This is a genomic window from Desulforhopalus glucosivorans (genome assembly GCF_054397165.1).
Genome location: NZ_AP044854.1, coordinates 4,799,116 through 4,810,903, shown reverse-complemented (window position 1 = coordinate 4,810,903; position 11,788 = coordinate 4,799,116). Strand labels below are relative to the sequence as shown.

At 44.1% G+C, this 11,788-nt stretch carries 12 protein-coding genes and 1 riboswitch; of the genes, 5 read left to right on the top strand and 7 right to left on the bottom strand.

Annotation, left to right across the window (positions count from 1 at the left end):
- Positions 1-251: 251 nt before the first annotated feature.
- Positions 252-1,679 carry an amidophosphoribosyltransferase gene (gene purF / locus ACX6CI_RS20590; RefSeq protein WP_458775538.1) on the top strand — a complete coding sequence of 476 codons (1,428 nt, stop codon included), beginning with the start codon at positions 252-254 and terminating at the stop codon, positions 1,677-1,679.
- 29 nt (positions 1,680-1,708) lie between these two features.
- Here purF and ACX6CI_RS20585 read toward each other — a convergent pair whose 3' ends face one another.
- Positions 1,709-2,605: a GGDEF domain-containing response regulator gene (locus ACX6CI_RS20585; RefSeq protein WP_458775537.1), complete on the bottom strand. Its 897-nt coding sequence runs from the start codon at positions 2,603-2,605 to the stop codon at positions 1,709-1,711.
- Between the two features lie 294 nt (positions 2,606-2,899).
- On the opposite strand from ACX6CI_RS20585, the gene ACX6CI_RS20580 reads away from it, so the two are divergent.
- Complete coding sequence (locus ACX6CI_RS20580) at positions 2,900-3,796, top strand: hypothetical protein (protein ID WP_458775536.1); 897 nt, start codon at positions 2,900-2,902, stop codon at positions 3,794-3,796.
- Here the strand turns inward: ACX6CI_RS20580 and ACX6CI_RS20575 are convergent.
- From ACX6CI_RS20575 to ACX6CI_RS20565, 3 genes are all read right to left on the bottom strand, one after another.
- On the bottom strand, positions 3,789-3,995 hold the full coding sequence (locus ACX6CI_RS20575; RefSeq protein WP_458775535.1) for a hypothetical protein: 207 nt from the start codon (positions 3,993-3,995) through the stop codon (positions 3,789-3,791). The genes ACX6CI_RS20580 and ACX6CI_RS20575 overlap by 8 nt on opposite strands.
- A gap of 38 nt (positions 3,996-4,033) precedes the next feature.
- The gene (locus tag ACX6CI_RS20570; RefSeq protein WP_458775534.1) at positions 4,034-4,333 is read right to left on the bottom strand and encodes a hypothetical protein; all 300 of its coding nucleotides are present in this window, start codon (positions 4,331-4,333) and stop codon (positions 4,034-4,036) included.
- 63 nt (positions 4,334-4,396) lie between these two features.
- Positions 4,397-4,669 carry a hypothetical protein gene (locus ACX6CI_RS20565; RefSeq protein ID WP_458775533.1) on the bottom strand — a complete coding sequence of 91 codons (273 nt, stop codon included), beginning with the start codon at positions 4,667-4,669 and terminating at the stop codon, positions 4,397-4,399.
- Between the two features lie 442 nt (positions 4,670-5,111).
- Between ACX6CI_RS20565 and ACX6CI_RS20560 the strand changes: the two genes are divergently transcribed.
- On the top strand, positions 5,112-6,335 hold the full coding sequence (locus ACX6CI_RS20560; RefSeq protein WP_458775532.1) for a glycosyltransferase family 4 protein: 1,224 nt from the start codon (positions 5,112-5,114) through the stop codon (positions 6,333-6,335).
- A gap of 136 nt (positions 6,336-6,471) precedes the next feature.
- Here ACX6CI_RS20560 and ACX6CI_RS20555 read toward each other — a convergent pair whose 3' ends face one another.
- Positions 6,472-7,356: a protein phosphatase 2C domain-containing protein gene (locus tag ACX6CI_RS20555; protein ID WP_458775531.1), complete on the bottom strand. Its 885-nt coding sequence runs from the start codon at positions 7,354-7,356 to the stop codon at positions 6,472-6,474.
- Between the two features lie 128 nt (positions 7,357-7,484).
- On the opposite strand from ACX6CI_RS20555, the gene ACX6CI_RS20550 reads away from it, so the two are divergent.
- Positions 7,485-8,342 carry a prephenate dehydratase gene (locus tag ACX6CI_RS20550; protein WP_458775530.1) on the top strand — a complete coding sequence of 286 codons (858 nt, stop codon included), beginning with the start codon at positions 7,485-7,487 and terminating at the stop codon, positions 8,340-8,342.
- 103 nt (positions 8,343-8,445) lie between these two features.
- On the opposite strand, the gene ribB is transcribed toward ACX6CI_RS20550, so the two are convergent.
- Together ribB and ACX6CI_RS20540 are read right to left on the bottom strand one after the other, a co-directional pair.
- A complete protein-coding gene (gene ribB, locus ACX6CI_RS20545; RefSeq protein WP_458775529.1) occupies positions 8,446-9,108 on the bottom strand; it encodes a 3,4-dihydroxy-2-butanone-4-phosphate synthase in 663 nt (220 codons plus the stop codon).
- 109 nt (positions 9,109-9,217) lie between these two features.
- Positions 9,218-9,362: riboswitch (FMN riboswitch) on the bottom strand.
- A 350-nt stretch (positions 9,363-9,712) separates the two neighbouring features.
- Positions 9,713-10,420 (bottom strand): Bax inhibitor-1/YccA family protein, encoded by a 708-nt coding sequence (locus ACX6CI_RS20540; protein WP_458775528.1) that lies wholly within the window; start codon positions 10,418-10,420, stop codon positions 9,713-9,715.
- A 302-nt stretch (positions 10,421-10,722) separates the two neighbouring features.
- On the opposite strand from ACX6CI_RS20540, the gene ACX6CI_RS20535 reads away from it, so the two are divergent.
- Positions 10,723-11,727: a TIGR00266 family protein gene (locus tag ACX6CI_RS20535; RefSeq protein WP_458775527.1), complete on the top strand. Its 1,005-nt coding sequence runs from the start codon at positions 10,723-10,725 to the stop codon at positions 11,725-11,727.
- Positions 11,728-11,788 lie beyond the last annotated feature (61 nt).

Here is an 11,788-nt window from a genome sequence, read left to right as displayed (position 1 = left end):
GCTATAAAACGATGACAAATTCCAACTTTATAACAAAACTGAAATATTTTTACCTGCTTTTTGCTCTTTCTTGTTGAACTTAGGCAATAGTTAATATAGATTTCTTATTTTGGGTCACCAAAGGAAAGGCACAAAGAGAAAATCTTTGTGCCTTTCCCTGTTTACGCATTAAAGGATATATGAATGCCATTCCCCCTGAATCTGTACTAACATCCAGAATTAAATCAGGGACAGCCAAGGATTATCGACCAATGTCACAAGACAATTTACACAGCCCCACCAGCGGGCGCCCTACCCATGAATGCGGAGTTTGTGGGATTTTCAACCATCAGGACTCATCAAAGCTCAACTACTTCGGCCTCTACGCCCTCCAGCATCGAGGCCAGGAAAGTGCCGGAATAGTTACATCAGATGGTGAAACTGTCAGGTGCCATAAAGATATGGGGCTTGTCCCGGAGGTTTTTTCAGAAGAAGTTTTGCAGAACCTCAAGGGTCACCTCTCTATTGGTCATGTACGTTACTCCACAACCGGTGCCTCAACCGTCACAAACGCCCAGCCACTGATGGTCTCCCACAGGGGGACGACCTTAGCAGTAGCCCATAATGGAAACCTGGTAAACTCCGTTCAACTGCGTACTGAGCTTGAAGAACGTGGTTCTATTTTCCAAACCACCATGGACAGTGAAGTCGTCCTTCACCTCATGGCAAGAGCCGCCCACGATGGCCTCGACACCGCACTCTGTTCCACCTTTTCAGCCCTAAAGGGTGCGTATTCACTTTTACTCATGACAGAAGACACTCTTATCGCTGTGCGCGATCCTGACGGTTTTCGTCCATTGTGTCTTGGTAAGCTGAAAAATGGTGGCGACGACGGCTGGGTCGTAGCCTCAGAAACCTGTGCCCTTGACCTGATTGAAGCAGAATATATCCGCGACATAGCTCCTGGTGAAGTCCTCATCATTAACAAAGATGGTATGCGGTCTGTTCATCCATGGCCAAAGCAGGACACTCACTTTTGCATTTTCGAACAAGTCTATTTTGCTCGCCCCGACTCTGATATTTTTGGTATCAATGTTTACGAGGCAAGAAAGAGAATGGGAGCCATCCTCGCTGAAGAAGCTCAGATAGATGCTGACTTTGTTATGCCATTTCCCGACTCCGGCAACTACGCAGCTCTTGGTTATGCGCAAGCTTCCGGCATTCCCATGGAAATGGGTGTAATCAGAAATCACTATGTTGGCAGAACCTTCATCCAGCCAACCCAGTCCATGCGGGATTTTAATGTAAAGGTTAAACTCAACCCTGTCCGCTCCTTTCTCAAAGGCAAGCGAGTCATCATAGTTGAGGACTCAATTATCAGAGGCACAACTGGAAAAAGCAGAGTAAGAGCACTCAGAGAAGCTGGAGCCAAGGAAGTACATATGGTGGTCAGTTGCCCCCCAACCAGACACGCCTGTTACTACGGCATCGACTTCCCTTCAGCCTCACAGCTCATTGCAAATAAAAAGGTTGTTGAGGAGGTTGGAGAATACCTGGGACTGGACTCACTGCACTACTTGAGCCTGGAAGGATTAGTCAGGGCTACAGGGCTCACAAAAAAAGATTTTTGTCTCGCCTGTTTTGACGGGGTCTACCCCATTGAACCTGATCTTAAGTTCAGCAAGGACGCACTGGAGTAAACCTCTAACTGTAAGGGAGCGGGCAAAAACTAGACCTTAGTTATAACACAATTTTTCCCGCTCTCTTTAGCCTCGTACATTGCCATATCAGCACGGTTTTTTATAGCCGTCTCATCGACTTCTCTATCGATATTCTTATCCCGCTGACAGGTAACAAGGCCAATGGAGAGTGTTGTTGTTCCGTAGTTACGCTCAAGAAAACTGAGGAGAATACGCTGGACAATCTCGGTCCCCTGATTAGCGGTCGCCTGGGGAAGTAGCACTGCAAACTCATCACCACCAAGCCTGAAACAGAGATCAACACTTTCCCTGGTGCACTCTTTAAGGATTTGAGCCAGACTGATCAAAACCTCATCCCCTTTGAGATGACCATTCTGATCATTATATTCTTTAAAATTATCCACATCAATAATGGCAAACATCAGTGGATATTCCTGCCTAAAAGCTCGCTCTACTTCACTTGAAAATGACTCGTCAAAAGCCCTTCTGTTGAGTATCGAAGTCAACCCATCCTGACGGGAAAGCATTTCAAGCTCTCGCATCATTCGACGTTCCCGAATTGCTCTTGCAAGCTTAGCCTCAAGCTCTGCCTGGTCGATAGGTTTTTTGATAAAATCCATGGCTCCGGCTTTAATCACTTCTGCGTAACTTGCCTTCTCATGGAAACCTGTGGAAATAATGACATCTGTGTCTGTGTACTTGTCTTTGATCTCAGACAGCAGCTCAAGACCATCCATTCCAGGCATAACTATATCTGAAAGCACGAGATCAACAGGAGTTGACTGCAACACTGCCAAGGCCTCAATTCCGTCCCCTGCAACCAGACAATGATATCCAAGTGAGCCCACTAGAACACTAATCGTCATTCTGACCAATTCATCGTCATCGACAATGAGAATCACTGCTGTTTCTTTCACTTCATCCATCAATCAAAACCTATATATTACAAGCATTATTCAAGTGTAACTACTGTGCCCACATATCCTTATCTAACTATAAAATAGTACCGTTAAATATACACAAAGTCCAGTTACCACCAGTTTTTTATAAAATTACACTGCACAAAACACTACAAAGTGCCACATAAGCCACCAAAGTTCACGAAAAATCAGCAAGATAGATTTAATTAATAATTTTTCCAGTCTAATTTGCCTTATGGGTTCTGTAAATGTAGAATGTTATGCAGGATATGTAAAATTATTATAATTTTTTAACTACCCATGAACAATAAAGACCTATCGAACATCTTTGAAGGGGCATTTAAAGGGACTCCTTTAGATGAGATACTGTATCTCGCGAAAATTATCGCACCCGGTTTTGACACTGAATTACTCAAGGAGGTGCACGGGGATTTAACTGCCTATTTTACAGGCACCCATCCCGATTTCCAGAAAAATACAATGCCGTACCACAACCTGCGCCACAGCATACTTGTGGTACTCGCTTCTGTACGCCTCTTCCATGGCTTACACTGCAACCACGTTCGCATTTCTGCAGACACACTCTTCAAGGGATTACTTTCTGCCTATTTCCACGATTCAGGCATGTTACTCCTTGAAAATGACCCTGCACAATCGGGAACGGATTACATCGATGGGCATGAAAATCGTTCAATAATCTTCCTTGCTGGCTATGCAAAGGATAAAAAATTCAGCCCAGGTATTATTGCAGACTGTGCAACGATAATTAACTACACAAATCTTGAAAAAGATCCTGCACTGCTCACCTTTCATACCCATGAAATTCAAATTGCCGGTCAGGTGGTTGGCTCTGCAGATATACTGGCCCAGATGGCTGACCGATATTATCTGGAGTGTTTACCTCTTCTTTTTACAGAACAGAAAGCGGGAGGGATCTGTAAACACACGTCTGCACTGGACCTCATGAAACACACCGCAAAGTTTTACCACAACATTGTCCTAAGACGGCTCATCACCACCTTTTCCAACACCTCAAATGCACTGCGAGCACACTTCAGAGACCGACACAGAATTAACCGGAATCTCTATATCGACAATATCGATAAGAACATCGTATATCTCAGAAAAATTATAGAAAAATGTGAAAACATCGAAGATCTGAATAAGTTCCTTAACCGCACACCGCCTTCTATTTAGCCCGGGGGTCCTTCCCGGTCTCAAACATCTCAAAAAGATCAAAAAATAACTTTGTAACTGTACTAAAGTGGGTTGCAGAACCTGAGCTGGCATAGGCTTTCGTCAACTCCATAGCCTTTGCTAAACTTTCCTGTGCTTCCACATTGGACGGATCCTTTAATGCCTGTACCAGCTTTTCCCCAACGGTTGTTTCTTCCACGCCTTTTTCCTTATCATGTAATTTCGGTGAATAGCTTATTATCTCTTAGCTATCGACCAACTGTCGAAACAGGCTGCTATTCCAAATTTCTCAGCTTTTTTATATACTTGAGACAGCTCTATATTTAAATGTTCTATCTGTTTCGGCCCCATGAACAGAACCTTAAGAAACTGTTCAATTTCCCATTGTTGGTTCGCAATAAATCGACTACTCCGAGACCTTCCAACCTCATCGGTGTCTGCAAAGACAATTACTGTTGCCAAAGCACCAGTTATTTTCCCATAGAGTTCGTTGGTTTTTGACGGCAAAACCCGGTATTGGTAAAATAGAGCATGCATCCTTGTCACCTCGCGGGAAGTAGAAGATGAGGCAAAACCAGAAAACAGTGCCTAAAAAAAATCTTAACTGTTTTTGCGAGTACAGACGGTTACGACCTTGCGATTCATACGCTCTAAAAACTTAGAGAGCTTTTTCTCGGCATTTTTTATAACATTAGTTATTTTAACATCATCCACTGCGCCAACCACTGTACCGCAGGCAACACATTGAATAAGACAAAATTTCTGTCCGGTTTTGGTCGTCACAGCAACAGCTTCAAACTCATGATATTCGCATGATGGACATTTTGACCTGGCCATAGCAGTACCTACCTCTTTGGAATGTGAGCTTCCCATAAATCCACTCAACAGATGTAGACAAGGGGAATATCCTCTACTACAAAACAACAATTACAGAAGTTAAAGTCTATTATACAGCATAACGTTTATATGGCGTAGCTTCAAGATGGTCTTCTACATTTCCAGCCCTATGATCAAGCCCGCACTCACTCAAAGACTTTCAAAATGGAGAGCCTTTTAACATTGCGAACTTAAAATTACTTCCAGATAAGTGAACGTAGTGAGACCTTCGAAATACTTATCCTGTTTATCGGGATTAGATAAAAAATAATAATGACCAGAGTCAAATGCAATACCAGTCTCCCTCTTGCGCAATTCCTGTTCTATGCATTATCATCAAGTCGTCAGTACAGACAGGTCTATATAATATAATGCGTTTTATGAAACACCTACGCATTCTTTTTCAGATTTATATAAAAATATTGAATTCACGTAAAAAATGAAAGTCCTGCACCTTATCAGCCAGCACCCCGAGCAAACCGGCAGCGGTTACTACGTACAAAACATGATACAGCAGTGTCAGGCCAATGGGTATAAAGTTCATCTCCTGGCAGGTGTAAGTAATAACCAACTCCCCAATCTTCCCTTTATAGACAAGCAACACTGCAGCTTTCTGAGATTTGGCCATGATAGCCTAGATTTTGCTATCCCCGGCATGAGCGACTCCATGCCCTATCCCAGCACAAAGTTTTCGTCACTGACCGAGGCACAACTCAACACCTACTGTAATTGCTTTCAAGAGATTATCCTTCGTACTGTAAACGAATTCAGACCTGACATAATCCACAGCCACCACCTTTGGCTTGCATCATCCGTGGCAAAAAGAGTGTGTCCTGATGTTCCCATTGTCACCTCATGCCATTCCACCGACCTGCGGCAGTATCTTCAGCATGAGCACCTACGTCCCAGACTAGACAATATCAGTGAAATTGACCGGATTCTTGCGTTAAGTAACGATCAGAAACAACAGATTTCCCAAATTCACGGGGTGAACGGTGACAAAATTTCTATTGTTGGTGGAGGTTACGACGCAGACCGTTTTTTACCCGGTGAAAAAGAAAGCGCTCCACCTATCCAATTCCTCTATGCGGGCAAACTCTGTAATGCGAAGGGAGTTCCCTTCCTGCTTAGGGCTATGGCAAAACTCAATGATAAAAGGGTTCACCTCCACCTTGTTGGGGCCACCCCCGGTCCCGAAGGTGAGAAGTGTCTAGAGCTTGCAGCACACATGGCAGGTCAGGTTACTGTGCATGGTCCATTACCCCAGGAGGAACTTGCGAAACTAATGAGCAAGGCCCACATCTTCGTCCTACCCTCCTTTTTTGAAGGTGTACCTCTTGTACTGCTTGAAGCACTTGCCTCAGGTTGCAGAATACTCTGCACCAACCTGCCAGGATGCACTGAAATTCTAGGCAGAGCCAAACCTGATATTGTGAGATTTATTGAACTTCCTGAAATGTCAGATGTGGATAAAATAACTCAGGACCAGAGTGAGCCACTCATTGCGCGTATTGCGACTGGAATTGAAGATATGGCGAGAGTCGCTACCGAAAGCCCCGCATTTGAGCAGGAAAACGTTGCCAATCTAACGGATTTTTATAATTGGAAATCGGTCTTTTCCAGGGTTGAAAAAGACTATTTAGAAGTAACCGATTCATTTTAGAACAGGTGCGAAAAACTAAATGAGTAGCTTCTCACACTCATCAGAGAACGTAACACTGAGATCTCAACACTCTGCACACCATACGTTATGAGCCACTAGTGGAAATAGTTCTGCGTCCAATATATTTCTTTTTTACCTACCTATCTGATTCCTTAAACTGGAGTGCTACTGCGGCAATATCATCATGCATCTTAAATCGTGGGTAAATACTCAGGGCAGGGTCTGATCTCTGTAGCTTCCTCACATAATCCCTTAGCCCTTGGAGACCTCCTACTCTATATTGCTGCACAAGACCTGACCAGTCACTTGGTTGTTCCGGGGCTCTTTTGGGCAAATACAATCCATCGGTGAAAAGAAGAACATCAGTCACAGAAGATAAAGAGACACTACCATGGTTAAGAAAACGTATCGCCTCCGGTTCTCCATTAAGAACACCATAATCGCGATTCATTTGTAAACGGACTTTTCGAATCTGTGACCTAAGCTCATCATAGATTGAACTTGCTCTTGTTCCCCTAGAATTCAACTCTTTCCAAAGTGTCATAGTTTCACAATCAATATCCACTTCCGGGATAAGTAAACTATAGCTCCCATCTTCATGAATCAGGATAATTAATGAATCCCCTGTCTGGCAAAATTCTAACTGTGCCCCTGCAACCCGCACAACCGCCATACTCGTAGTCCAGAGGCTCTCCCGAGCACTCAGATCCTTACCTGCACTTGTCTGAGCAATTGCTATACGCCTGTTTGCCTCTACCGCAGTCTCAAATAGTGACTCTGTAGTATGCAAAAAACTATCATTTGCGATTTGCGCAGCCATACCGCCACCTGATAAGCCATTAAAAAGCTCCTTTGATCCAAGACTTGTTGCTCCATCAAAGACTCCATACAGATTTTCTCTTACTAACAAACGATCCTCGTTACTTTCTGCACTCCCCTGTTCATAGAGACTTGAAACCTTGTAGGCGGATGAATGGGCTTTGGCGCGACATAAAATATCTTCATTTAATGGCAAATACATAGTAGAACGTTCCTTTCAATTGAGTAATAATGCTTAATTATAGTGAGGTCTAAGTAGATTACCAATTGCAAGTTCCGATCAAAACAGCCCCATAAATCGGCAGAACCTATAGAACGAAAAAGTGAGCAGTGAATACAATAATAAAAACACCCAAAATTGCCTTCCAGGGAATGTTAGGCGCATATTCCGATCTTGCCTGTAGAGTTGCACGACCCAACTATCAGACACTCCCCTGTGTATCATTTGATGCTGCCTTTAGAGCTGTACGGGATGGGAAGGCTGACTATGCTATGATTCCCGTTGATAATACCCTTGCAGGAAGAGTGGCAGATGTGCACTACCTCATGCCCGAGGGACAACTCTCTATTGTGGGAGAGCATTTCCAACCTATCAGACATTGCGTTCTTGGTTTGAAAAACAGCGATTTCAGTCAACTTAAAGATCTGTATAGCCATGTTCACGCCATCCCCCAATGTAGACAATTTATCAAAGATAATAATCTCACCAGCCATGTTTGCGCCGACACAGCAACAGGAGCCGCTGATATTAAAAAATGGAACGACCCGACCAAGGCAGCAATTGCTTCAGAGCTCGCAGCAGAGATCTACGGTCTTGAAATTTTACAAAAAGATATTCAGGATGCAGACCACAACACCACTCGCTTTCTTATCCTGAAAAAAAACGCAGAACCACCAAAGTGGCAACCGGGCACCAGATACCTGACGAGCCTTGTTTTTGAAGTACGGAATATACCCGCCGCTCTCTATAAAGGTTTGGGAGGTTTTGCAACCAACAACGTACAAATGGTGAAGTTAGAAAGTTATGTGGATAAATATTTCCATGTGGCGAGATTCTATGCCGATGTGGAAGGACATATTGATGAACCTTCTCTGCAACGCGCCCTGGAAGAGCTACAGTTCTTTGCAAAAAAAGTTATGATTATGGGAACATACCCGGCACACCCTTTCCGGGATGCTGCACATTAACACTTTGCTGAAAACGCCCCAATAGATCATATCGTCTATTGGGGAGTATAGTGCTACTCTAGCCCCGGTAAATACTCACCGAGGCAATAGAGGAAAAAAGATATTAAGCAGTTGCCAACTCAGCCCGCATCTGAGCTTCACGATAGCTGGCTAAGTCCTCGATGCTGAGAACCACCATATCATGATTCTTGGCAAACTCAACAACGCCGGGTAATCGTGCCATGGTTCCATCAGGGTTTGTCAGCTCACAGAGGAGTCCTGATGGGGTAAGACCAGCCAGACGCATAAGATCGACAGTACCCTCGGTATGCCCTCTTCTCACCAACACCCCACCTTCCTGGGCCTTTAATGGAAACACATGTCCAGGACTACAGAGGTCTTCAGCTGTAGCATCATTCGCCACAGCGGCCTTCACGGTCTGTACCCTGTCTGCGGCCGAAACCCCTGTGGTTACACCTTCTTTTGCCTCTATGGAGATGGTAAACCCTGTACCATTTCGACTGGTGTTATCTGCAACCATCATGGGAAGCTTCAGGGTTTCAATCTTCTCTGCAGTAAGACAAAGGCATACAATTCCACTACCTTCCCTGATCATCATAGCCATCTGTTCCGAGTTCAGATGATCAGATGAAAAAATAAGATCTCCCTCATTTTCCCGATCTTCGTCATCCACCAACAACACACCGTGCCCTTGACGAAGGACTTCTATGGCTTTTTCAACACGACTCTTTGAGTCACCGAATTGTACTAATAGAGACTGATTCATGGTATTTTCTCCTTAAGTTACCAGAATCAGGGCGTAGAGAAGTACAGACCAGTGCCACCATGGCATAAAGATCTGTATTGGTACATGAGAACAACATGACATGATACCGTTTTAGCCTCTCCCATCCGGACTGTAACCGTCGGCTCTGGATTCGCACCAGATCTGCTTGACCCTGTATATATACAGGCGCTCGCGGGCTGTCCTTTACAGGAATCACCGCCGGTGGGGAATTTCGCCCCGCCCTGAGAATATGTCACACAGACCGAGATGGTCATGCAACACACTAAAAACGAATTATTAATGCAACAATCAAAGATTTTGACTTCCTTTTATTGGGAATATTTCAAATATCTTTGTGGTCATCATATGTACAAAGTTGGTGGTAGAAGTCAACTCTTAAGAATTTTCACATCTAAACATCTACCCACAATTTCCTTTTATCAAACTCTGTTAAGAGAACTCCAAATGGGCTAAATAATGACCGATTATTGTTTAAAGGAATCATTAGATGAACATCCCATTATAGTACCGCTCAAAAAAATACCCCCATGGTATCAAAAAGAAAACCATGGGGGCAAAAAATAGTTACGTCGATTCAGTGATATTAGTCTCTTGATCCACCAAAGAATCGAAGAAGCATCAAAAAGAGATTGATGAAATCGAGGTACAGAGTCAAAGCACCCATTATAGCACCCTTACGAATTGCCTCTTGTCCCTGAGACATAATACCATCTTCTCCGATTCGCTTAATCTTCTGAACATCATATGCGGTCAAACCGGTGAAGACAATCACACCGATCATTGAAACCACCCAGCTCACAGCAGAGCTTTGCAGAAAAATGTTTACAATTGAGGCAATGATTATACCTATTAGCCCCATAAAGAGAAAAGAACCCCATCCGGACAGATCTTTTTTAGTCACCAGACCATAGACAGACATGGCACCAAACATTCCTGCAGTAATGAAAAATGTTGCAGCAATAGAAGAGCTGGTATAGGCGAGAAAGATTACAGAAAGTGTCAAACCATTCAGCACTGAGTAACCAATAAACAGTCCTGAAGCTGTCGCTGCCTGAATTTTTGAAATACGGGCCGACAAATAAAAAACCAGGCCCAATTCCGCAAAAATAAGCACATAAAATAATGGACTACCAATTATTGAATAAGCAACCCCGCTAGCCGCTGTTAGATAAGCGACAACCCCTGTGATAGCGAGGCCTACAGCCATCCAGTTGAAGGTTTTAGCAAGAAAAGTTGTTGAAGCCGCCTGCCTTGCTTGGGCAACAGTCATTGAGCCTGCGTTTTCGTACATTCGAATTACTCCTCATCGATTAAAATGGTCTTATAATACCGTCTACCTTTCGTCATATACATATGCAACGTCGAAAGCGATATCAAATAAACAGTCATTATCTTAGCGTTTCTAATATGTAATCATTTTCCCAAAAAAGTGTGCTTTTTTCGTGTTTTTCATTGCTGATTTACCAAAAATCACATCAGCTACACCAGAAGTGGTCAAACTACCCAAATTACAAACGCTACAATCTTGAGATGTGGTGTACATTGCTGATATAGTAAAACACAACCACCACAAAACAACATGAGGAAAATACTATGCAAACCTGGTATATCGCCGTAAACGGCCAGCAACAGGGGCCATTTGATCGAAATTACATTCAGCAGGCTCTTGCCTCGGGACAATTCCCCCAATCAGCAATGGCCTGGACAGATGGTTACCCCAACTGGGTGCCAATATCTGAGGTAAATGACCTGCAACAAAACCCATTTGCAACACCACCACGAGCACCTGTTGGTCAAAGCCAATCGGCACATGAAATTGACTTCACCATCCACGGCAATGAAATGCAGTTCGTTGAAATTGAACTCGACCCGGGTGAAAGTACGGTTGCTGAGGCTGGTGCCATGATGTATATGACCGATGGCATCACCATGGAGACAGTCTTTGGTGACGGCAGCCAGCAATCTCAATCAGGCGGGCTGTTTGATAAAATGCTGGGTGCCGGTAAGCGACTGATCTCCGGAGAAAGCCTATTCACCACTGTTTTTACTCATCAGGGCCGTGGTAAAGCTCAGGTCGCCTTCGCCTCACCATATCCGGGGAAAATCATTCCGCTGGATTTAAAAGACTACCATGGTCAACTTGTCTGCCAAAAGGATGCGTTCCTCTGTGCGGCAAAAGGGGTCTCGCTTGGAATAGCATTCCAAAAGAAAATAGGAGTGGCTCTTTTTGGAGGAGAAGGATTCATAATGCAAAAACTTGAAGGAGATGGCCTGACCTTCGTCCATGCTGGTGGCACAATCATAGAAAGAGAACTTAAGGCCGGAGAAACGCTACGTGTTGATACAGGTTGTCTCGTTGCACTCACCCATTCCGTGCAATATGACATTGAGTTTGTAGGAGGTGTAAAATCCGCAATTTTTGGAGGAGAGGGATTTTTCTTTGCAACTCTACGGGGCCCAGGCCACGTCTGGCTGCAATCCCTTCCTTTCTCAAGACTTGCCGGAAGGATCCATGAGGCAACACCTCAAAATATGGGTTCAGGCGGTGTGGGTGAAGGGTCTGTTTTAGGGGAACTTGGGAATCTTTTTCAGCGCTAACTCGCACTCACGACGTACTCTGGCTTGGTGTCCCATTTACCGGAGTTACATTATCACCACT